Raw genomic sequence first — 22382 nt, 5'->3', positions numbered from 1 at the left:
AACTGGAACTTCAGTTTTAAAGATCTACCAAAGTACGATGGACAAGGAAATGAGTTCAAGTACACAGTAAATGAAGTGAAAGTGAAAGACTACGAAACAAAAGTAGAAGGAACAACAATCACGAACACTTACAAGAATACGGAAACAACAGAAGTAAGTGGTAAGAAAATCTGGGAAGATTACAACAACAAGTTCAACACACGTCCAGAAAGCATCACAGTTCAATTGCTTCAAAATGGTAAAGAGTTCAAAACAGAAGAAGTGAAAGCTGATAAAGAAGGCAACTGGACTTTCAGCTTTAAAGATCTACCAAAGTACGATGGACAAGGAAATGCGTACACGTACACAGTAAATGAAGTAAAAGTTGATGGCTACGAAACAAAAGTAGAAGGAACAACGATTACGAATACTTACAAAAATACAGAAACAACAGAACTGAGTGGTAAGAAAGTCTGGGAAGATTACAACAACAAGTTCAACACACGTCCAGAAAGTATTACGGTTCAATTACTTCAAAATGGAACAGAGTTCCAAACAAAAGAAGTGAAAGTTGATACAGCTGATAAAGAAGGCAACTGGACTTTCAGTTTTAAAGATTTACCAAAGTACGATGAACAAGGAAATGAATACACGTACACAGTAAGTGAAGTAAAAGTAAATGGATATGAAATAAAAGTAGAAGGAACAACAATTACGAACACTTACAAAAATACAGAAACAACAGAAATCAGTGGTAAGAAAGTCTGGGATGATAACAACGCAATAGATCGTCCAAGCACAATCAAAGTAGACTTACTACAAAACGGTCAAGTAATTGACACGAAAGAAGTAAGCGTGGCAACAAATTGGAAGTACACGTTTGAAAACCTGCAAGCATACGATGCAAACGGAGTAGCGTACAAGTATGAAGTGAAAGAACAGCCAGTAGCTGGATACAAATCCGAAGTAAATGGTTATGACATCACAAATACAAAAATCAAGGACGAACCAAATGTAGATCCAAAAGATCCAAGTACAGATCGAAAAGATCCAAGCACAAATCCAGACAAAAATAGCGATTCAAAAGTTCCACCTACTACAGAAAATGATAAGCCAACATTACTTCCTAACACAGGAGGAACATCAGCAGAAATGAGTTCAATTCTTGGAGGTATTGTATTATTCCTTTTAGGTGGAATTCTACTCGCTCGTCAGCGAATAAAATAATAAAAAAAATTTAGATTATTGATTACACTGTAATCTGAGTAGCAGACAAATTAAAAGTTTACTATTGATATTACGCCCTTTAGGTAAGTATTCAAAAACACTTCACGATAAAGTGAAGGGAAGAATACAACCTGAAGGGTTTTTTTATAGAAAAAAGAGAACAGTTTCAAGGTGGAATCAATCTGCAACCCAATAATATGGTCAGCTTTCATAGAGAGATAGGCGGCTCTAAAACGATAATAAAACAAGCCTATTATCCATTGGATCATAAGCTTAGAGTGTGGTATCTCATTTAATTTAAGATCAATGCCATGTTCCATTAAGTTTTGGATGACTGCATGGTCATTTGTATGGCGGATTTAAATTTGGTCTCATTTTGGTTCTGGTGCAAAAACTTTGAAGTATATGAAAATGGTCTATCAAACTTGTAGATACTGATAGTATTACTCTAAAAAGATGTGCGATTGGTATATGGGTGTAACCCCATATCCATCAACTTAAGAATTTTATAACACCCAAAAAATAATAACTTTGTATATTTGCACTTAGAGATGTAAAATGTCTCATTTTTGGATACTTTTTATTTGTCAACTTGATGTCAATGGGGCGGGATCCCCTACACGCTTTTATGAAGAACCTTTATTTACATTAAAGATTGGAATCTTATTGTCGCCTGAAAATGTAGATAGGGGAAAATAATGTAAAAAAACTATTGTATATTCAAAAACCTTATGTTACATTTGTGTTACAGAAGAGTTACAAATCGTAACTTATATTACGGTTTGTTTTCTTTTGTCTTTCGGTATGTTACGGATTATGGATTGTATTTCAAACCAACTGAGAATATATAAAGTTGAAGAAATAGCAAGCTATAAACGAAAAATGATTTTTCTATGTGTATAAGAGTGTGTGTAGTAAAGAGCCTGAGTGAGAGCTTTGTGCATATTATTAAAATTCCTTTCTGTCTTAAAAAAGAAGAATACCAACTATTTAGGAGTTTTAAGTAATGATAGTAAATGAAATGTACTTCCTTTCCCACACACAATGTAGTACATATTTACTTTCGGTCTAATTACTACACAGACTTTTATACATATGACGTTATTATTTTAGGGAAATATAGGGGGAGAGAAAATGAAGAAGTTATTAACGGTAATTGGACTTATGTTTTTAATGCTAGCTGGGTGTAGTAATGGGAATTTTGACAAAGCAATGGATGAAGGGAAGACCGCGTTAACGAATAAAGAATATAAAACAGCCTTGTCATCATTTGAAAAAGCACTAGATGAGAAAAAAGATGATTCAGATGTAAAAGTGCTTGTAGAACAAACGAAAGTAATGATTGAAGCAGTGAAGTTAAAAGAAGAAACAAAGGTAGAAGAATCTGTTAAATCGTTTGAAAAAGTAGAAAGCGTGAAGAATGGTAGCACTACGCTTGTAAAACAAGCAAAGGAAGAACGAACAGCGTTACTAGCTATTTTAGAAACAAAAAAGAAATATAGTGAACAACTGGTGAAAAGCGAAGAGTTAATCGGCAAGAAAAATTATTCAGAAGCGAAAGAGTTATTAACGAAGCTAGTTTCAGAAACAAAAGATAACAAGAACCTTGAAGAATATAATAAAAAAGCCGCAGGATTAATCACGAAAATTGGTGAAGAAGAAAAAAATGCAAAGAATGTAGCGGTAGCAACGAAAACAGAAAAAACGAATACAGCACCGGCTCAAAAGGTAGCGACAGAGAATAATAAAAAGGTAGAAGCAGACAAGACTCAAAAAGTAGCAACAGAGAATAATAAAAAGGTAGAAGTAGACAAGACTCAAAAAGTAGAAGCAGACAAGACTCAAAACGTAACGACAGAAAATAATAAAAAAGTAGAGGCAGATAAGACTCAAAACGTAACGACAGAAAATAATAAAAAGGTAGAGACAGGAAAGAATCAAGATGCGTTTACTTTTGAGAAGGCTAAAGAATATATCAAAAATGAATATAAAGAAGAATATGATTATACGCTAGAAGATACGCAAGTAGAAAATGGAAAGAAATATTATAAAATTAGAGTGCGTACGACATATAAAATAGAAGGCGCAGCTGGATCAGGATTTACTGGAGTATTCAAAGTATTCGAAGATGGTACAATTATTGAACTGCACTAAATCGATGGAAAAGGTACCCTCAAACTATTTGAGGGTACCTTTTTTAGCATAAAAAAAGGCATCTAGCAAAAGTACTAGATGCAAATAAAAACACAAGGGAAGACAAAATTCTTCCCGTTTCCCGTAAGTAATTATATCAAAAAATATATAAAAAACTAGCTTTATTTTTAATATAATGAATGTGTGAAGCTATGAAAGCAAAAGATTACACTATTTTCATAGTGTTTTATTGAAAAAGGAGTTGTATAAATGATTAATTTCAAACCAGAAAATTTAAACCAACTACTAAAAGTGACGTTAATTAGTGCGAATAAGTCTTATGACGCGATTAAAGATTATGAATTTACGGGAGAAGCAGTAGCATTTCGTATAGATTTTGAGTATATAGATGTTGCGCTTATGGTTACGGATATGTTAGGAAGATCAGCTTCTAATTTTAACATTTTGCCATATGCCCGTCCTAATACGAATGAAATAGATTATATTCAGTTTCAGGTGTATTCCATTAATGAGGGGAATTTTAAAGAAATGCTCGATACGATGTGATAACTATAATTTTACAAAACTGTATATAACAACTAATATATAATTAATAAATTCATATAATTGGAGTGATGAGATGCAGCCGTTAGAAAGGGAGATTCATTCTAATATGCTGAAAGTGTGGAGAATTCACGCTTTAATTGGGGCGGCAGTTATACTAGCAGTCGTAATTGCGTATTTCTTTTTTATGATCAATTTTAACTGGTGGGGCTGGTTGTTTGGATTATTAGTAACAGGCGCTATTACCTTTATACCACTTGATTATTTTGTGTTTCCAAATTTACGTCAACGTTATTATAGTTACAGATTAAATGAAGAAGAGATTGAGATTCAAAAGGGAATGTTCGTTATAAAACGCGTACTTATTCCGATGATTCGCGTGCAGCACGTAACGATTGAGCAAGGACCAATTATGAGAAAGTATAATTTAGCAGAATTACATATTTCAACAGCGGCAACTTCTCATAGTATTCCAGGTTTAACGAGAGAAGAAGCAGAGCAGTTGAAAAGACAAATTGGAGAGCTTGCGAAAGTGAGTGATGAGGATGTATAAGAGGCAACATCCGATCACGATATTATTAGGTATTCGAATTGCAGGCTTGTTGCCTTTTATTTTTCTTGTTTTATTTCGATCAGAGGGTGAAGTAAAAGCTTGGTATGCATTGCATCTTGTGCTTTTGTTTGTATTATTTATTATGGCTATTTTTTCAGCTGTAAAATGGTATTTCAAAGTGTACTGGGTTGAGAATAATATTTTACATATTAAGCACGGTGTGTTCGTTAAGAAGGAAAGTTACTTAAATAAAGAACGTGTGCAAAATATTAGTACGTCTTCTAACATCATTTATCAGGTGCTTGGACTGACGAAATTAAACATAGAAGTAGCCGGCGGCGGTAGTGAGCCGGAAGTGATGTTAGCTGGTATTAGAGAAGATGAAGCGAAGGAACTGATTGCCTTATTAAATAAAAAAAGAAGCGCTGCGAGTGAAGAAGTACCCATGGCAGAAGAAAGTAAGACGATTTATCAGTTAACGATGAAAGAGATTTTAGTAGCTTCCATTACGTCTGGTAGATTCGGATTAGTGTTTTCTGGATTACTTCTTATTTACACAGAGTTTAATGAATTTCTTCCAAAATGGCTCATCAGTAAAGTGGAAGCGTATGTGATGGATAACGGTGTATATGAATTAATCGTTATGGCTGCGATTTTAATGGCGGTTTCATGGGTCGTTTCGACAGCTGGCTATGCATTAAAATATGCGAACTTTAAAATCGAGCGAACCGGAAATGAAATTCGCATCGTTCAAGGGTTATTTGATAAGAAAGAGTTTGTTTTAAAACTACACCGTATTCAAGCTATTACGGTGAAAGAAGGAATTCTTCGCCAGCCTTTCGGTTATTGTTCTGTCGAAGTGGAAGTTATTCAAAGTATAGAAGCGGCTGGAAATGAAGTAATGCTACATCCCTTTATGAAAAAGAAAGATGTCCAGCAGTTACTTACGTATTTGCAGTTGCCGTATGAAACGGAAGAAGAAATCGTTCATTTACCGAAGGCCGCATTACGCCGTTACATCATAATGGGCTGGATTACAAGTGCCATACTCGCTGTGCCGATCGTCGGTGCGAGTATTTATTTTAAACAAAATAGTGCGTTGTTCACTTTAATACCACTATTTATCATATTTACCTTACTTGCATATGCTCGGTATAAAAGTGGTGGATATATGATACGGGAAAATCAATTAGTCATGGTATACCGTGGCCTTGCAAAATATACAGGAATCATGCGGAGAAGGCATGTTCAAGCAGTAGGATACAATCAATCGTATTTTCAAAAGAAAGACGAGCTATGTACAGCTGTTGTATCGGTAGCCGGGAATAGATATAAAGTGAAGCATATGCGAAAAGAAGATGCACTCCGTATATATAATTGGTACAAAGAAAAAGGAAACACCGGTGTATAATGGTGTTTCCTTTTTTTGTGTCGTGATTTGTCGATAAGTCGATATATTCGAAAAATCGCTGATATATTTTGAGTTGCGCCGATATATTCGAAAAATCGCTAATATAATTTCATGCACTGCCGGTGTTGTACTACTTTTTAATTAAACTAAAACATCAAAAGTAGTCACAAATGACGGACGAGAGAAAATACTTTTTTGCCCTTCCGCATGTGGATGCGCCGGAGCTTGTCCCTCTGCTTGTGCAGGGCGTTTTTTATGAGCGTTTTCGAATGAACGTGATTCTGTCCAGTCTTTAAAGTTTTGCTCAGTTTCCCACATCGTTAAGATGACATATGTATCGTTACTTAATGGGCGAAGAACGCGGATTGCTTGGAAACCAGGTTCGTTTTCGATAAGGCCTGCGCGGTTTTTAAAGCGGTTTTCAAATACAGGGCGACCTTCGTCTGTTACAGAAATGTTGTTACAAACGATGTAGCCAGGTTGTCCTTTAAATTCTCCAACAGCGTCTAATACGTCATACTGAAGTGCTGATTCTACAGATTCTTCAGTATTTTCTTTATAAAACATATCTTTTTCGTTATTTTTTGCAGTGAAATGTGCTTGTTCTAGAGGTGTTTCGTATGAAATAATGGCCTTCATTTTAATGCCCCCTTTATGGTTTGTCTCTATTATATCAATTCTCTTAAAAAACTTCGAAGATTATATACATAAAGATACTTCTTTTTCAAATAATAAATGTACCATCATTTGGAAAGAAGGCCGATGTATGAAGAAAGCAAAGTGGACTTTATTGGGCGGGTTAGCAACGTTTGTAGTAGCAATTGTACTTTATAAACTTATTGTGTTAGCTGGTGGCTATATGATGGATGAAAAGCAGCTTGTTTTCCACTCTTCATCACGTATCGTTGACCAGAAAGGAAAAGAAATTACGAAATTATATGTAGAAAATAGAGAGCTCGTGCCGATCGAAGAAATTCCAAAGTATGTGCAGCAAGCATTTATTGCGGTGGAAGATTCTCGTTTTTATGAGCATCAAGGAATTGATTACCCTTCTATATTTCGGGCGCTTTATAAAGATACGTTAGCTGGAGAGAAGGTAGAAGGCGGTAGTACGATTACACAGCAATTAGCTAAAAATGTCTTTTTAACTCGTGAAAAAACATTTACGCGCAAATTGAAAGAAGTCGCAATCTCTCTTCAATTAGAGCAAAAATATACGAAGCAGCAAATTCTTGAAATGTATATGAACCATATTTATTTTGGCCACGGGGCATATGGAATTCAAGCGGCAGCAAAGTTGTATTTTAATAAAAATGTAGAAGATTTAACAGTAGAAGAGGGGGCTATGCTTGCAGGGCTTCCGAAAGCGCCAAATGGCTATTCACCGTACTTATCCCCTGAGAAGAGTAAGGAACGCCGTGATCTTGTTTTGTCACTTATGCATAAACAAGGCTATTTAACAGCGGAAGATAGTGTTCGTTATCAAGGGAAAACAATCGCTCTTTATAAAAATTCAGATGAACGTGAACTCGCATATATGCCGTATATCGATATGGTTATAGATGAAGCAGCACGTTTATACGGTTTGTCTCATCAAGAAGTGCTTCGCGGAGGGTATACGTTTGTCGTACCGATGGATGAAAAAATTCAAAAGGTAGCATATAACCAGTTTCAAGATGCGAGAAATTTCCCAGGTAAAGAAAACGGGGCGCAAGGTGCATTTTTATTAATGGATAACCAAACTGGCGGAATTAAAGCAGCAATTGGCGGAAGAGAGTACGTTCCAAGAGGGCTTAATCGTGTTTTTGCAAAAAGGCAGCCTGGTTCTGTTTTAAAGCCGCTTATCGTATATGGACCTGCACTTGAGACGAAAAAATATAATCCATATTCTTTATTAACGAATGAAAAAAATTCGTTTGAAGGCTATGAACCTCGAAATTATAATCATGAGTATACGAAAGAGATGACGATGTACGATGCGGTATTAGAATCAGCAAATGTGCCAGCTGTCTCTTTATTAAATGAATTAGGGGTAGATGAGGGAAAGCAATACTTAGAGAAAGGAAATATTCATATTGCGGACTCAGGTTTAAGCACGGCACTTGGCGGGCTTAAAAATGGTGTTTCTCCATTTGATCTTGTTAAAATGTACCGCTCTTTTTTAGCGAACGGGAATATTATTGAACCGCACGTTATTGATAAAGTATTAAATAGACACGGTGCAGTTATTGGAGAATCATCAAAAGCTGAAACGAAAGTCTTTTCAAAGCAAACGGCATGGTACATGACAAAGATGCTGGAAGGAGTTGTGAAAGAAGGTACGGCGAAAGCTGGTGTATATAATGGAGCTTTGGCTGGAAAGACTGGAACAACTTCATTGCCGAATGATGACCATGGTGCGCGCGATATGTGGTTTGTTGGATATACACCGAATTTAGTAGGGGCAGTTTGGATTGGCTATGATCGTACTGATAAAGAGCATCAATTACAAGATGGAAATGCATCTGCAACGATGTTGTTTAAAAAGATTTTAACGAAAGCAAACATACAAGATAAAGCGAGTTTTCATAGGCCAAAAGGTGTCGAAACAATTGGACTGCCAATTCGTTTAGATAAGATTCAAAACGTGGAAGCAAAACTAGTATTTAGTCCTTTCGGTTTATTTGCGATGAAACTAAGCTGGACGCCGCTTCCTGATGAGCGAATTATGTACCGGATTTATAAAGTTGAAAAAGGAATTCATACTCACGTTGGGACGGTAAAAGGAGCTGAGAAATATGAGGAAAAGTTTATTAACATATTCTCAAAACCGAGTTTTTACGTTGTGCCATTTAACACACAAACGAACCGTGAAGGAGAAAAGTCAAAAGTAGCTAAACCGTAGTTTTTCTCTGTGCTATAATAAGAATGTTGTGAAAATAGTAAGCGGTTTTACGAACATTTGTGTCAATTTCATGAACAACGTACATAATGTTATGCATTTTGTTTTTACAAGCTGTATAGTAAAAAAAGATAAATATCGGAATAGAACGTATTTAAAGCAAAAGCATTGGTAGGGAAGGGAGCAAGGGTCTTGGTAAGAACTATAAATGAGACATTTTTAAAAGCATGTAGGGGGGAACGTACAGAGTATGTACCAGCATGGTATATGCGTCAAGCAGGTCGTTCGCAGCCGGAATATAGAAAGATAAAAGAGAAATATTCTTTATTTGAAATTACACATAATCCAGAATTATGCGCTTATGTTACAAAGTTGCCAGTTGATCAATATAACGTAGACGCAGCAATTCTTTATAAAGATATTATGTCACCACTACCTGCAATTGGTGTTGATGTGGAAATTAAATCTGGTATTGGCCCAGTAATTGATAATCCAATCCGTTCTTTACAAGATGTAGAAAAATTAGGGGAAATCAATCCAGAAGATGACGTACCTTACATACTAGATACAATTCGTTTATTAACGACAGAAATGTTAGATGTACCGTTAATCGGTTTTTCAGGAGCTCCATTTACGTTAGCGAGCTATATGATTGAAGGCGGTCCTTCTCGTAACTACCATAATACGAAAGCGTTCATGTATGCAGAGCCGAAAGCTTGGTTCGCATTAATGGATAAGCTTGCAGATATGGTTATTACATATTTAAAAGCGCAAATTAACGCAGGAGCAAAAGCTGTTCAAATTTTCGATTCTTGGGTTGGAACAGTAAATGTAGCGGATTACCGTATATTTATTAAACCAGCGATGGAGCGTATTTTTGCAGAAGTTCGCACGATGGGTGTACCAATGATTATGCACGGCGTTGGCGCTGCACACTTAGTAAATGAGTGGCACGACTTACCTCTTGATGTAGTCGGTTTAGACTGGCGTTTACCGATCGAAGAAGCACGTGCACGCGGCGTTCATAAGGCGGTACAAGGAAATATGGACCCTTCATTCTTACTTGCGCCATGGTCTGTTATTGAAGAACATGTAAAAGGTATTTTAGATCAAGGAATGAAAGAGCCAGGTTATATCTTTAACTTAGGTCACGGTGTATTCCCAGAAGTAAATCCAGATACATTAAAACGTTTAACTACATTTATTCATGAGTACTCTAAAGAACAGTTAGCGAAGTAAAGGAGATTGGCTGTATGAAAAAGAAAATTGGTTTGCTTGTAATGGCATACGGAACGCCATATAAAGAAGAAGATATTGAACGTTACTATACACATATTCGCAGAGGAAGAAAGCCAAGTCCTGAAATGCTAGAAGATTTAACAGAGCGTTACCGTGCAATTGGTGGTATTTCTCCTTTAGCTACTATTACATTAGAGCAAGCTAAAAAGTTAGAGACGCGTTTAAATGAAGTGCAAGATGAAGTAGAGTATCACATGTATCTTGGCTTAAAACATATCGAACCGTTCATTGAAGATGCGGTACAAGCTATGCATAAAGATGGAATAGAAGATGCAATTGCACTCGTTCTTGCCCCTCATTATTCTACTTTTAGTGTGAAGTCGTATGTAGGACGAGCGCAAGAAGAAGCAGAAAAACTTGGAAACTTAACAATTCACGGCATCGATAGCTGGTATAAAGAACCGAAATTTATTCAGTATTGGGTCGATGCAGTGAAAGGTATATATAACGGTATGTCAGAAGCAGAACGTGAAAAAGCTGTGTTAATCGTATCAGCACATAGCTTACCAGAAAAAATCATCGCACTAGGCGATCCATATCCAGATCAACTAAATGAAACAGCTGACTATATCGCAAGAGGCGCTGAAGTAGCAAACTATGCAGTAGGTTGGCAAAGTGCCGGAAATACGCCAGATCCTTGGATTGGTCCAGATGTACAAGATTTAACGAGAGAACTAAATGAAAAGTACGGCTATACTTCATTCGTATATGCACCAGTTGGATTTGTTGCGGAACATTTAGAAGTTTTATATGACAATGACTTTGAGTGTAAAGTTGTAACGGATGAAATTGGCGCGAAATATTATCGTCCAGAAATGCCAAATGCATCGGACGCATTTATTGATTGCTTAACAGATGTTGTAGTAAAGAAAAAAGAATCTGTAATGTAAGTAGAAAGGGGGAGCTTACTTGAGGAAAAAAGTTGTGATCATCGGCGGTGGCATCACAGGATTAACAACAATGTATAACTTACAAAAAGAAATTCGTGAAAAAAACTTGCCGATAGATGCATTGCTTATAGAAGCGTCTGGTAAACTTGGCGGGAAAATTCAGACCGTTCAAAAAGATGGATTTACAATTGAACGTGGCCCTGATTCTTTCTTAGCAAGAAAAGAGAGTGCAGCTAAATTAGTGAAAGAATTAGGACTTGGCGATGAACTTGTAAATAATAAGGCAGGTCAATCATTTATCCTTGTAAATAATCGGTTACATAAAATGCCGAGCGGATCAATGATGGGAATTCCAACGCAAATTACGCCGTTTCTATTTTCCGAATTGTTCTCCCCAATTGGTAAATTAAGAGCTGGTTTTGACTTATTAATGCCAAGGTCAAAACCAGTTTCTGACCAATCACTCGGGCAGTTTTTCAGACATCGCCTCGGGAATGAAGTCGTTGAAAATTTAATTGAGCCATTATTATCTGGTATTTATGCAGGGGATATTGATGAAATGAGTTTAATGTCAACATTCCCTCAAATTTATCAAATCGAACAGGAGCACCGTAGTATTTCACTCGGTATGCGTACGCTCGCTCCGAAAGAAGAGAAGGCTGAAGTGAAAAAAGGAATCTTTAAAACTGTGAAAACCGGTTTAGAATCTATAGTAGAATCTCTTGAAGTGAAGACTCCTAATGATATGGTAATAAAAGGAACGCGTATTGAGAAAGTTGCAAAACTTGGTGATGGCTATACGATTACTCTTAGTAACGGAAAAGAACTAGAAGCAGATGCGATTGTAGTCGCAGCTCCGCATAAAGTGTTACCATCTATGTTTGCGCAGTACAAGCAGTTTCGTTTCTTCCGTAACATTCCATCTACATCAGTTGCGAATGTGGCACTTGCTTTCCCGAAGTCTGCCATTCAGCGTGATATTGACGGTACCGGATTTGTCGTATCAAGAAATAGTGATTACACGATTACGGCGTGTACGTGGACACATAAAAAATGGCCACATACAACGCCAGAAGGAAAAACGCTTCTTCGTTGTTACGTCGGACGACCTGGTGATGAAGCGGTTGTAGAACAAACCGATGAGGAAATTGTACAGCTCGTCTTAGAGGACTTACAAAAGACAATGGATATTACAGAGGATCCAGAGTTTACAATTGTAAGCCGCTGGAAAGAAGCGATGCCTCAATATACAGTAGGTCATAAAGAACGAATGAAGAAGCTCACAACATTTATGGAAAGTGAGTTGCCAGGTGTGTATTTGGCAGGTAGTTCTTACGCTGGTTCTGGTCTTCCGGACTGTATTGAACAAGGTGAGAGAGCTGCAAAGTGTGTGCTAATTCATTTAGAGAAAGTAATGGAGACTGAATTAGTCGCAAATTAAAATATTTCAAACAAACCGCCTTCAATTAGATTGAAGGCGGTTTGTTTATTGAATAAAATAGCTGTTAGTTAATAAACCTATATAAGTTATTTTGTATTATAGTTTGAAAACTTGTAAATTAAATAAATTTTGTGTAAAACTTGTCGAAATATAGTTCTATATAACGAATCATTTGATATGATAGACATGCTGAGAAAATATGAATTAGGGAGAGGAAAATGACTGTGAAGAAACTGTTAAGTGTCTTTTTATCATTCATACTATTGCTTTCATTTACTGGAACTTTAGCGCAGGCGGAAGAAAATACTTCTATGTCGGTAGAAAAAGCAATTCAAGTATTCAAGCAGCAAGGGAAAACGAAGGAGATAGTGGAAGGATATATCGTTGGATATACGCAAAGTCCTTCTAAATACACGAAGGATCCGGCTAAGTTTGACGACACAAATGTGGCAATTGCCGATTCGCCAAACGAAACGAATCCAGACAAAATCATGCCTGTTCAGTTGCCAAAAGGCGATGTGAGATCGGCTGTAAACGTGAAAGATCACCCTGAAAATATCGGAAAGAAAGTTCAGCTAACAGGGACGCTTGAATTATATTTTAGTAGCCCAGGCTTAAAATCAGTAACAGCTCATAAGTTTCCAGGGGAAGAACAGAACCGTGTTAGCGATGTAGTAGCTTCGCCTGGTGGCGGGGAAGTTGCTAAAGGAACAGCGGTAACATTAACAACGAGCACAGAAGGAGCAACAATCTACTATACGTTAGATGGTTCTAATCCTACAAACAAAAGTGTTCGTTATAACGGACAAATTGTAGTGAATGAAAATAGTGTAGTGAAAGCAATCGCAGAGAAAGAAGGGTTTACTTCTTCGGCGATTTCAACATTTTCATTTATTATCGTAAACAATGAACCAGTTCGTATTCATGATATTCAAGGAAAATCACATATTTCTCCTTACAATGGGAAGAAAGTATACAATGTGGAAGGCGTTGTAACAGCGCTTGATAAAAATGGCTTTTATATAGAAGACAATCAGCCAGATAATGATCCAGCTACTTCAGAAGGTATGTACGTATACAAAAAAGATGCGAATGTAGCAGTAGGAGATCTTATTCAAGTTGATGGAGAAGTAGAAGAATATGTTGGACCTGGATATGCAGAGCGATTTGAAACAGACTTAACGACGACGGAAATTAAGGCGAGTCGCGTTGCTGTAATCGCAAAAGATCAACCTTTACCAGCGCCGATTGTATTAGGAGAAAACGGTGTGAAAATCCCTGATCAAATTATCGATAATGATGCATTCGGTTTATTTGATCCAAATGAAGATGCAATCGATTTTTATGAAAGTGTAGAAGGCATGCGCGTTACGATGCCAACGCCAAAAATTATCGCTCCGCAGAAAAACGGTAATTTATATGTAACAGTAAAAAATGGCGGAGATAAAGTAGTAACGAAGTATGGTACACCTTTATTAGATAAAGAGCAATTAAATCCAGAGCGTCTTTCTGTAAAAGTACCTCGTGATTATGTCGCGAAAGTAGGAGATACGTTCACTGGAGATATAACAGGAGTAGTAGGATATGACTACGGTTCGTTCCGCATTTCGCCAGTAACGGAATTACCATCTGTAGTGGACGGCGGATTTAAGCAAGTAGGGGCAAATATTCAGCCGCGTCTTGATAAGTTAACAGTTGCTACATATAATATTGAAAACTTCTCAGCGAACAAAAAAGAAACAACGGACGAAAAAGTAAAAGCGTTAGCTTATTCTATTAAATATAATTTAAAAATGCCAGATATTATCGGTGTAGAGGAAATGCAAGATAATAATGGAGCAATAAATGACGGTACGACAGATGCTTCATTAAGCGCAAAACGTATTATTGATGCAGTTCTAGAAATTCGCGGACCGAAGTATGAGTATGTAGAAATTGCGCCGAATAACAATCAAGATGGAGGAGCACCAGGAGCGAATATTCGCGTCGGTTTCTTCTATAACCCATCACGTGTGAAATTAGCGACAGTACCGAAGTTACTAGATAAAAATGTTGTTCGTATAGGGGACGAAAATCCTTTATTTGAAAGTACACGTAAACCGTTAGCGGCAGAATTTACGTTCCAAGGACAAAACGTTGTTGTCATCGCAAATCACTTAAACTCAAAACTAGGAGATGCAACACCATTTGGAAAAGTGCAGCCGCTCGTATTAAAGAGTGAAGAAAAACGAGTTCAATTAGCACAAGAAGTGAATCAATTCGTACAAGGTATTCAGAAAAAGAATACGAATGCACCAGTTGTTGTATTAGGTGATATGAACGATTTCGAGTTCTCTAAACCACTAGAAGCACTGCAAGGAACGATATTAAAAGATATGTTAAACACAGTGCCGAAAGAGAATCGCTACACGTACATTCATGAAGGTAACGCACAAGTGTTAGATCATATTTTAGTAACAAATAACATCGCGCCGCACACAATTGTAGACCCAGTACACTTAAACTCAAACATTATGAAAGAACATGGGCGTGTAAGTGACCACGATCCAGTACTTGCTCAAATTGATTTGAAGAAGGCTTCTTAAAATAGGGGAACGCTTAGGTATCTAAGCGTTCTTTTTAGGTTGCATAATGAAATATCTCCAATTGCTAATGTTATATGCTTATTTAGTAAAAAGGTAGCCAAATAAGAGAATGGAGCTAATAAGTAAAATATTCAAAAGAGTGACCACTAAAGCTATAATAGGTAATACTTTCTTTTCAGAAGGACTACTAAATGAAATGATAGCCATTATTATAGATAAAATGGTTCCGCATAATATTGCGTACGTCATAGGAGTAACTGTATTTGGACCAAATCGATCTAAGACAGGAACAAGTGAAAACATTAAAATAGTACTGAATAGGCTAAAGGTTAAAAACATATAACTTTTCCAAGTATGAATTTTAGGTTGCATGATCAAAACGCCCCTTTCCGAGGTAATGTGGACTATTTATGTTTATCCATATGAAAATCATAATTAGAAAATAATATTTTTGCAATATTGTAAATTTTTAACTTGATTTAAATTGTTGATTTTCTATGGCTTTAGCAGTGAGCATTTTATTTAAAAAGAGAATATAACTAATCACTCGAGATTATATATAGATCCCCTTTTTATAAAATTCATGATAAAATTAATTGAATATTTAGTTTTTTAAAAAGGGAGGTCAACGATGCAAGCACAAATAAATGGAAAATTAATGAATCAGCTTGCGATTTTTTTTAGTACGATCGTCATGCTTCAATTTGTGGCTGAGGTAACAGGACTTACTCAAAATTTGGACATTACGTATAACTTAATAAATATAGCAACTTCCTATGTAACGTTTAGTTTGGCGGTTATTTTTACTTTAATAGGTGCGAGAAGAGAATTAAGTAAATATGCAATTATTTCATTATGTTTAGTGGTAGCTATTAAAGCAATTTATTTTGCGGCGGTTGTTATTTTGTGGGGATTGGCTGGTACGCCGTAAAAGAAGAGTAGTGAACGTATGCATTTGATACATGTAAACGATAATAAGAGCGTAATTCCCATCTTACATAGGGAATTACGCTCTTATTCGTTTTAATTACTTAGTCTGAAATTACTTGAAAAGCTTTTCTACATCGATCTCGTTTTTGAAGTCTTCTCATATATCTTTTTTTGTCCCGTTGTAATCCTTTTATGTACATGAATAAGCTGACAAGGAAGAAAAATGTACATTGTAAAATGTACGGTGACATCCTGTGTAATGGTTGTTTCGGATCATATAAGTGAATAGGTGCTCCGCCTACTGTAGGGAATAGTGTATTTAGTAGGACGAAAGGAATGGAAGTAACTACAAATGGAAATAGAAGTGCCATGTAATCCTTTTGTGACCATGTGGACGCTGCTAAACCTAAGAGGGCCATTAAACCAGCGAATAAAAAATTAATCCCTATATATAGAGAAATATAAGTGATGGGAGAAGAGAAATATAACTCTGCGAACATTCCGTTGCCATTTATCATGCTAGTACCAACGGTGGGAACTCCATTTGGAATCGTTAATTTGCAAAGTAATAAAGAAAGAATGAACGGTAAAGTATAAAGAAATCCACCGCAGAAAAATGTAACGATATACTTCGTAAAGGAATACGAGAATAGGGAAATTTCCTTACTTATAAAAGCTTTGAAACCATCAGATTTATCGGAATTATAACTTGTACTAAATGGTAAACTTGCAATAACAGGCAGTAATAATAAATAAACATCCATTTCATTATCACGAAAACCAATCCATTTAAAAGCAGTTGCCATAGTCCCGTTCGTTGCGTCTCCTAAATAACGAATTACATAATAATAATGATAAATAGAAATAAGAACTAATCCACTAAACATAATAATTAAAGAAACACGATTACAAAAAGCTTGCTTTATATTTAAACGAAGTGCACGCATCATGACTGAAAAAGCCTCCACTATTTTTATAAATCTGTCTACTTTCTATATTACTATTAATTGTAAGGATTTTCTTGTTTTTTTATGTGGTTATTAGAAAAAGAGGAATTTTGTTGTTGCTAAGTAAGGTTTAACTGTAGAAGAAGATTGTTAGAGTGAAAGGAAAAGAGAGGGCATATGGAATTCTAGTTTAGACAAAATTACGCTTTCTACGCTGAAATAAGAAAAAGGTGTTCATAAAAATTATATCTGAAGAACATCTTTTCCTTTCTCCTTTTTTTCTGATACACTATGACAGTATTATATACATTGACTGGAATGTTTTTATACTGGGAATAACTAAAAAGAGAACTTGTATAGAATGTAAGCGTGTGGTAATATCAAAGATGTACTAATTGACCATATTATCCAATTGGTCATTTTTGGAGGTGATGATGTGGCGATAGATCGAAAACGTTCTATTATTGAAGCTGCAACAAAGTCTTTTTCAGCATTCGGTTATAAGGCGACGACGATGGATCAAGTTGCGAAGTTAGCGAATGTAGGAAAAGGAACAATTTATACTTTTTTCAAAAATAAAGAAGAACTATTTGGCGAAATTATTTCTAATTTAATTACAGAAATGAGGCAAGTTGCAAAAGATGCAATTCGTTCAGATATTTCATTTTTTGAAAATGTACATAGAGCATTATATAGTATATTAGAATTTAGAAAAGAACATCAGCTCATGATTAAATTAATTCAAGAAGAGCGCGATATGGGAACGAAAGAAGTACAAGAAGTGATGCAACAAGTAGATGTGGAAATCGTTTCTGTCATTCAATCTTATTTAGAGATTGCAATTGAAAAAGGTGAAATTAGCAAATGTGATCCAGAAATTACAGCGTTTATTATGCTTCGCCTATATGTATCGCTTATTTTTGATTGGGAAAAAAATCATGAACCGTTAGAAAAAGAAAAAATATCGGAATTATTCGAACTGTATTTACTAAAAGGATTGTCAAATTAAGATAATCCTTTTAATATTATAAAAAATGACTAATTAAACAAAATGGTCATAAGTTTAATTAAAGGGGGGAATAGAGAAAGAAATTTCATAATGAGGAATAGTTGCATAGTATAAATTCGGGGATGAGGCATATGTATGAACAGAATATAGCCTTTTTATTTGCATAAAAATGACCGGATATTAATTTTGGTCATTTTTAAAAAGGGGGATAAATTATGAAATGGCGTAAGTTGCTTAGCAAAGAATTTGCAGAGATTATAAAAAGTAAAAAAATATTAATCCCAATCATTGCGGTTTTATTTGTACCGATTTTATATGCAGGTATGTTTTTATGGGCTTTTTGGGATCCGTATGAGCAGCTAGATGACTTACCAGTTGCGGTAGTCAATTTAGATAAAGGTGCAGAACTTGATGGGAAACCAATTGAGGTCGGGAAAGGGCTCGTTGATAACTTAAAAGATAATAAAAGTTTTAAATGGGAATTTGTAAGTGAAAAAGAAGCGAAAGAGGGAATGAAAGGCAGAAAGTATTACATGTTAGTACGTATTCCAGATGACTTCTCAAGTAACGCTACAACAGTATTAAAAGACGATCCGAAACCATTGAACTTAGAATATATTCCGAATGAAAGTTTGAACTTCTTATCTTCACAAATTGGCGGAACAGCCATTGAAAAAATTAAAAGTGAAGTATCAAGCACGTTAACGAAAACATATGCAGAGAAAATGTTTGATTCTATTAAAGACGTCTCAAAAGGATTAGCAGATGGAGCGGACGGGGCAAATAAGTTACATGACGGTACCGGTGAGTTGCATGACGGTTCGAGTAAAGTGACGGATGGGCTTTATACGTTGCAAGGAAAGTCTGGTGAGATGAAGGATGGAGTTCAGAAATTAGCAGATGGATCTAGTAAATTATTAGATGGGTCCGGAAAAGTAACAGATGGTTTAAATACATTAAATAGTAAAACAGGCGAAATACAAACGGGTATAGGGAAATTACAAGATGGATCAGAGAAAGTAACTGGTGGTTTGAATACGTTAGTAAATAAATCAGGTGAATTAAAAACAGGAACGAATGAATTAGCAAATGGTATGGAAAAACTTGTTGGAGGACAAAGTCAATTAGAGGGAGCTTCCCAAAAAATTGAAAAGGGTTTGCAAGAGTTAAATAGTACAGTGAAAAATTCTGTTGCAGGTTTAGAGGGAATGCGGTCGAAAGTTCCTTCTATATTAAATACGGTAAATGAGAAAATAGATGGAGCTGTGGAAAATGTAAATCAGTTAAATGAATTTACTCAATCAACAGCAGGGGATGCAAAAACGGCAGCACAAGATGTAGCGAATTTGCAAAAGCAAATCGAGAGTTTACCAAAAGAATATCAAGAGCAGCTACAACCATATATAGCAAATGCGGCAAAAAGTACAGCAACAGTTCAGCAGAAAGCCATTGGAGTAGCAGGTGGAACAAATAAATTAAATGAAGAAGTAAAACAATTAAAAGGTGAAATAAATCAAACGACAAGTGAAATGCAAAACAAACTACCGAATTCAGAAGGGGTCAAAACTTTAACGGATGGTATTGAGAAATTAATGAATGCGCAAAACGAATTTGTAAGTAAATTTCATGGATTTGGTGAAGGATTAAGTAATGCCAAAGTAGGTGTAGATAAATTAAATAACGGGTCAGGTCAATTAATTGATGGAGTAACGCAATTAGCGGATGGCTCAAGTAAAGTAACTGGCGGTTTAGGCTCATTATCTGTAGGAGCAAACCAAATGACAGGCGGAATAACCCAATTAGCAGATGGCTCAAATCAAGTAACAACTGGCTTAGGTACTCTAAATGGTGGCCTAAATAAAATGTCCACTGGCTCAACTCAGCTAATCGACGGAGTAAATAAACTAACAGACGGATCCGGAAAAGTGACAGATGGACTTGTGAAAGTAACCGATGGTTCAGGTACACTGGCTGAGAAACTTGGTGAAGGTGCAGAAAAAACAGGAGAAGTAAAAGGTACGGATAAAACGTATGATATGTTTGCAAGTCCTGTAAAAGTGAAGACGGAGAAAATGGCGGAAGTTCCAAACTACGGAACTGGATTTACACCATATTTCTTATCACTCGGTTTATTCGTTGGGGCATTACTACTATCTATTGTATACCCATTACGCGATACAGTCGGTGTTCCGAAATCAGGGTTCAGCTGGTTTATTAGTAAGTTTGGTGTTTTACTATCAGTCGGTATTATTCAAGCGATAGTAGCAGATGTCATATTACTGTTCTGGTTAGGTGTAGAAGTACAAAGTATTCCATACTTCATACTCTTTAGTATTGTTACGAGTTTAGCGTTTATTTCATTAATTCAATGTTTAGTAACAGCATTCGGTGATGCAGGGCGTTTCATCGCCATCATCACATTAATTATTCAGCTTACAACAAGTGCTGGAACATTCCCACTAGAGTTGATTCCGAAGTATTTACAACCATTTAATGCTTGGCTACCAATGACATACTCTGTATCAGGATTTAAAGCAGTCGTATCAAGCGGAGATTTTAACTTCATGTGGCAAAATATTGGAATACTCATGATCTTTATCGTTGTATTATCAATTGGAACAATCGCTTCATTAACTTTGATGCACAAACGACAATTTAAAAATATTGCTGAAAATCAATCGATTGAAGCTTAGAAAAAAGCACCTTTTTGGTGCTTTTTTTATTTTAGTGCAGGGTATCTTTTCTGTAGTTCGTATACAAATGTTTTCCAAATCTCTAGAAATGAAGGAAAAGGAATTACAACAATTTACAGAGAAACATAGAATAGAGGAGTTGATATGATGAAAGGCAATCTTACTTACTATTTTATCTTATATCCGCTAATCTTCTTTCTTGTTTATGCCCTTTGACCTATCTTGTTTGATAAAGAAGAATATACAAGTATGAAAGATATATTGGGAATGATTGTAACGTATTACATTCTAATTAGTGGATATTACTTTATTGATTGTTTAAGTGAAAGAATAAAGAAAAACGGTAAAGAAAAACAGTAAAGTTTCATTATTTAAAAGCTGATGGAGGATAACAAAATGACCGAAAGTGAAATGAAATTTAGAGATACGACCATTCGTAACTTTTTCGATAAAGAGGACCGCTTAAAATCGATTCCAGGTCAAAAGAAGAAAAAACTAGTATTGTTAGAGCATTTAGTTAGCAAGTTAAACGCTGAAAATCAATATACAGAAAAAGAAATTAATACATTCATAAAACAATATCATGATGATTTTTGTACGATTAGACGCGAGTTTATCGTGCATGGATTTATGGATCGTGAGGATAATATGTACCATATAAACGGGAGAGAAGTGTGGACGAAGTGGGAGGAGCTAAAGTAATGAATCAGCGGGGAGATCCCCACTGATTCAGAATTTAAGCTAGTTGTGCATTTTTTTGTAGTAAGTCTAAGAACCCTTCAATATTTGAACTTGTAATGTATCCCAACGTTATATATTCATCTTCATAGTAAAATATTATTTTTTTATCAAAGATTCTTCTCTTCGTTTCTATAGATACAATTTTTTTATACTCAAATTCGGCAATGAATGTATTTTTACATTGTCCATAAAAGAGAAGCCTTCTATTAGTAGCCAGTAGCATGCCTGGATACGGGACTTTATGCGTATTCATATAGTCAGTAAGTGAACATTTTAAAGTAGATATAATAACTTCTTCTTTATGTAATAGTTGTTTTGCAGCTGTTAAGATTAGATTCATTATATGTCTTCCTTTTTTTATTTAGATGTATGAATATTGTATCAAAAGTGGAAAGATTCTCAATATGTAATGATGCATATTGAGAGTTTTGGTTGGATGGCTTTTTAAAGAAAAAGGTACGAGGTGATTTAGTGATACGATTAGCAAAAGAGGCTGATGCGGAAGCAATTATAGATATTAGAAAAGAAATTATATTATCGGAAACTACTACAAAGTTTTTCATAGTATCTCCAAATAAATTACCAAATGACATTGATGCAGAAAGAGAAAAGATACGGAAAAGCAATGAAAAAGGTAATCTTTATATAGTTTATGAAGTAGATAGTAAGGTGGTTGGCTTTTTACTTTTCAATCGATATGAACTAGAACGCTTACGACATGCAGGCACAATGGGAATGGGAATTAGGGAGGCGTACTGTAATCAAGGCATTGGTACGAAGCTAATTGAATTTCTTATTAGTTGGGCTAAAAGGCAGAAAGGTTTAGAGAAAATTTGCTTAGGCGTAGTTTCTATTAATGATAGGGCGATTAAGGTGTATAAACGTATGGGATTTGTAGAAGAAGGAAGACAGAGAAAGCAAATTAAATATGAAGATGGATCGTATGGAGATGACGTATTGATGGGGTTTTATATTGAATAAAAAAGAGAAGTCTTCCATTAGTAGCAGGCTGGAATACGGGATTTTATGAGTAATCGTATAGTCAGTGAACATTTTAGTGAAGAGACCGCCAATATTGGCAGTCTCTTTTTAGTGGCAA

The 22382-nt window shown here is 35.6% G+C and carries 19 protein-coding genes and 1 pseudogene; 16 read left to right on the top strand and 4 right to left on the bottom strand.

Annotated features, from left to right (window positions below):
- From JDS80_RS10000 to JDS80_RS09980, 5 genes are all read left to right on the top strand, one after another.
- On the top strand, positions 1 to 1206 hold a 1206-nt coding region (locus JDS80_RS10000), incomplete at its 5' end, for a Cna B-type domain-containing protein (protein WP_199638283.1).
- Positions 1207 to 2340: 1134 nt separating this feature from the next.
- Positions 2341 to 3360: a hypothetical protein gene (locus JDS80_RS09995; protein WP_199638281.1), complete on the top strand. Its 1020-nt coding sequence runs from the start codon at positions 2341 to 2343 to the stop codon at positions 3358 to 3360.
- A 249-nt stretch (positions 3361 to 3609) separates the two neighbouring features.
- Positions 3610 to 3906: a protoporphyrinogen oxidase gene (locus tag JDS80_RS09990; RefSeq protein WP_199638279.1), complete on the top strand. Its 297-nt coding sequence runs from the start codon at positions 3610 to 3612 to the stop codon at positions 3904 to 3906.
- Positions 3907 to 3979: 73 nt separating this feature from the next.
- Entirely contained in the window at positions 3980 to 4456 is a 477-nt protein-coding gene (locus JDS80_RS09985; protein ID WP_199638277.1) for a PH domain-containing protein, read from the top strand.
- A complete protein-coding gene (locus JDS80_RS09980; protein WP_199638275.1) occupies positions 4449 to 5867 on the top strand; it encodes a PH domain-containing protein in 1419 nt (472 codons plus the stop codon). The genes JDS80_RS09985 and JDS80_RS09980 overlap by 8 nt, the downstream gene beginning before the upstream one ends.
- 141 nt (positions 5868 to 6008) lie before the next feature.
- Here JDS80_RS09980 and hmoB read toward each other — a convergent pair whose 3' ends face one another.
- Positions 6009 to 6506 (bottom strand): heme-degrading monooxygenase HmoB, encoded by a 498-nt coding sequence (hmoB, locus tag JDS80_RS09975; protein WP_199638273.1) that lies wholly within the window; start codon positions 6504 to 6506, stop codon positions 6009 to 6011.
- 127 nt (positions 6507 to 6633) lie between these two features.
- Here hmoB and JDS80_RS09970 point away from each other — a divergent pair, with 127 nt between their 5' ends.
- The 5 genes from JDS80_RS09970 to JDS80_RS09950 all read left to right on the top strand — a co-directional run bounded on the left by JDS80_RS09970 (position 6634) and on the right by JDS80_RS09950 (position 14963).
- Positions 6634 to 8751, top strand: a complete 2118-nt coding sequence (locus JDS80_RS09970) for a transglycosylase domain-containing protein (protein ID WP_071744553.1) — start codon at positions 6634 to 6636, stop codon at positions 8749 to 8751.
- 189 nt (positions 8752 to 8940) lie between these two features.
- Positions 8941 to 9987 carry a uroporphyrinogen decarboxylase gene (gene hemE / locus JDS80_RS09965; protein ID WP_071744554.1) on the top strand — a complete coding sequence of 349 codons (1047 nt, stop codon included), beginning with the start codon at positions 8941 to 8943 and terminating at the stop codon, positions 9985 to 9987.
- 14 nt (positions 9988 to 10001) lie between these two features.
- Positions 10002 to 10937, top strand: coding sequence for a ferrochelatase (hemH, locus tag JDS80_RS09960; protein WP_071744555.1), 936 nt, complete (start codon positions 10002 to 10004; stop codon positions 10935 to 10937).
- Positions 10938 to 10956: 19 nt separating this feature from the next.
- The gene (gene hemY / locus JDS80_RS09955) at positions 10957 to 12378 is read left to right on the top strand and encodes a protoporphyrinogen oxidase (RefSeq protein ID WP_199638271.1); all 1422 of its coding nucleotides are present in this window, start codon (positions 10957 to 10959) and stop codon (positions 12376 to 12378) included.
- 218 nt (positions 12379 to 12596) lie between these two features.
- Positions 12597 to 14963, top strand: a complete 2367-nt coding sequence (locus JDS80_RS09950) for a DUF6359 domain-containing protein (RefSeq protein WP_199638269.1) — start codon at positions 12597 to 12599, stop codon at positions 14961 to 14963.
- Positions 14964 to 15041: 78 nt separating this feature from the next.
- On the opposite strand, the gene JDS80_RS09945 is transcribed toward JDS80_RS09950, so the two are convergent.
- Positions 15042 to 15335, bottom strand: a complete 294-nt coding sequence (locus JDS80_RS09945; RefSeq protein ID WP_071770362.1) for a hypothetical protein — start codon at positions 15333 to 15335, stop codon at positions 15042 to 15044.
- A 259-nt stretch (positions 15336 to 15594) separates the two neighbouring features.
- Between JDS80_RS09945 and JDS80_RS09940 the strand changes: the two genes are divergently transcribed.
- A complete protein-coding gene (locus JDS80_RS09940) occupies positions 15595 to 15894 on the top strand; it encodes a hypothetical protein (protein ID WP_199638267.1) in 300 nt (99 codons plus the stop codon).
- Between the two features lie 100 nt (positions 15895 to 15994).
- On the opposite strand, the gene JDS80_RS09935 is transcribed toward JDS80_RS09940, so the two are convergent.
- Positions 15995 to 16843, bottom strand: coding sequence for a hypothetical protein (locus JDS80_RS09935; RefSeq protein WP_199638265.1), 849 nt, complete (start codon positions 16841 to 16843; stop codon positions 15995 to 15997).
- Between the two features lie 433 nt (positions 16844 to 17276).
- On the opposite strand from JDS80_RS09935, the gene JDS80_RS09930 reads away from it, so the two are divergent.
- The 4 genes and pseudogenes from JDS80_RS09930 to JDS80_RS09920 all read left to right on the top strand — a co-directional run bounded on the left by JDS80_RS09930 (position 17277) and on the right by JDS80_RS09920 (position 21244).
- Positions 17277 to 17849, top strand: a complete 573-nt coding sequence (locus JDS80_RS09930) for a TetR/AcrR family transcriptional regulator (protein ID WP_071744560.1) — start codon at positions 17277 to 17279, stop codon at positions 17847 to 17849.
- A gap of 215 nt (positions 17850 to 18064) precedes the next feature.
- Positions 18065 to 20542 carry a YhgE/Pip domain-containing protein gene (locus JDS80_RS09925; protein WP_199638263.1) on the top strand — a complete coding sequence of 826 codons (2478 nt, stop codon included), beginning with the start codon at positions 18065 to 18067 and terminating at the stop codon, positions 20540 to 20542.
- Positions 20543 to 20686: 144 nt separating this feature from the next.
- A pseudogene (locus JDS80_RS31415) lies at positions 20687 to 20902 on the top strand (hypothetical protein).
- A gap of 36 nt (positions 20903 to 20938) precedes the next feature.
- The gene (locus JDS80_RS09920) at positions 20939 to 21244 is read left to right on the top strand and encodes a DUF2087 domain-containing protein (protein WP_071744563.1); all 306 of its coding nucleotides are present in this window, start codon (positions 20939 to 20941) and stop codon (positions 21242 to 21244) included.
- Positions 21245 to 21278: 34 nt separating this feature from the next.
- Here JDS80_RS09920 and JDS80_RS09915 read toward each other — a convergent pair whose 3' ends face one another.
- Complete coding sequence (locus JDS80_RS09915) at positions 21279 to 21623, bottom strand: PH domain-containing protein (protein ID WP_199638261.1); 345 nt, start codon at positions 21621 to 21623, stop codon at positions 21279 to 21281.
- 131 nt (positions 21624 to 21754) lie between these two features.
- On the opposite strand from JDS80_RS09915, the gene JDS80_RS09910 reads away from it, so the two are divergent.
- A complete protein-coding gene (locus JDS80_RS09910) occupies positions 21755 to 22264 on the top strand; it encodes a GNAT family N-acetyltransferase (RefSeq protein WP_199638259.1) in 510 nt (169 codons plus the stop codon).
- Positions 22265 to 22382 lie beyond the last annotated feature (118 nt).

It is taken from the genome of Bacillus cereus group sp. N8, assembly GCF_016483685.1.
GTDB lineage: Bacteria > Bacillota > Bacilli > Bacillales > Bacillaceae_G > Bacillus_A > Bacillus_A proteolyticus.
Note: the sequence above shows the minus strand (reverse complement) of the source record. Positions and strands in the feature narration are given on the sequence as shown.

What these genes read in the sequence shown, in the direction of transcription:
- JDS80_RS09925 (WP_199638263.1), top strand. Translation starts at nt 18,065, where the DNA reads ATGAAATGGCGTAAGTTGCTTAGCAAAGAATTTGCAGAGATTATAAAA.
- JDS80_RS09915 (WP_199638261.1), bottom strand. Translation starts at nt 21,623, where the DNA reads ATGAATCTAATCTTAACAGCTGCAAAACAACTATTACATAAAGAAGAA.
- JDS80_RS09990 (WP_199638279.1), top strand. Translation starts at nt 3,610, where the DNA reads ATGATTAATTTCAAACCAGAAAATTTAAACCAACTACTAAAAGTGACG.
- JDS80_RS09970 (WP_071744553.1), top strand. Translation starts at nt 6,634, where the DNA reads ATGAAGAAAGCAAAGTGGACTTTATTGGGCGGGTTAGCAACGTTTGTA.
- JDS80_RS09920 (WP_071744563.1), top strand. Translation starts at nt 20,939, where the DNA reads ATGACCGAAAGTGAAATGAAATTTAGAGATACGACCATTCGTAACTTT.
- JDS80_RS09935 (WP_199638265.1), bottom strand. Translation starts at nt 16,843, where the DNA reads ATGATGCGTGCACTTCGTTTAAATATAAAGCAAGCTTTTTGTAATCGT.
- JDS80_RS09950 (WP_199638269.1), top strand. Translation starts at nt 12,597, where the DNA reads ATGACTGTGAAGAAACTGTTAAGTGTCTTTTTATCATTCATACTATTG.
- JDS80_RS09940 (WP_199638267.1), top strand. Translation starts at nt 15,595, where the DNA reads ATGCAAGCACAAATAAATGGAAAATTAATGAATCAGCTTGCGATTTTT.
- hmoB (WP_199638273.1), bottom strand. Translation starts at nt 6,506, where the DNA reads ATGAAGGCCATTATTTCATACGAAACACCTCTAGAACAAGCACATTTC.
- hemH (WP_071744555.1), top strand. Translation starts at nt 10,002, where the DNA reads ATGAAAAAGAAAATTGGTTTGCTTGTAATGGCATACGGAACGCCATAT.
- JDS80_RS09985 (WP_199638277.1), top strand. Translation starts at nt 3,980, where the DNA reads ATGCAGCCGTTAGAAAGGGAGATTCATTCTAATATGCTGAAAGTGTGG.
- JDS80_RS09945 (WP_071770362.1), bottom strand. Translation starts at nt 15,335, where the DNA reads ATGCAACCTAAAATTCATACTTGGAAAAGTTATATGTTTTTAACCTTT.
- JDS80_RS09995 (WP_199638281.1), top strand. Translation starts at nt 2,341, where the DNA reads ATGAAGAAGTTATTAACGGTAATTGGACTTATGTTTTTAATGCTAGCT.
- JDS80_RS09980 (WP_199638275.1), top strand. Translation starts at nt 4,449, where the DNA reads ATGTATAAGAGGCAACATCCGATCACGATATTATTAGGTATTCGAATT.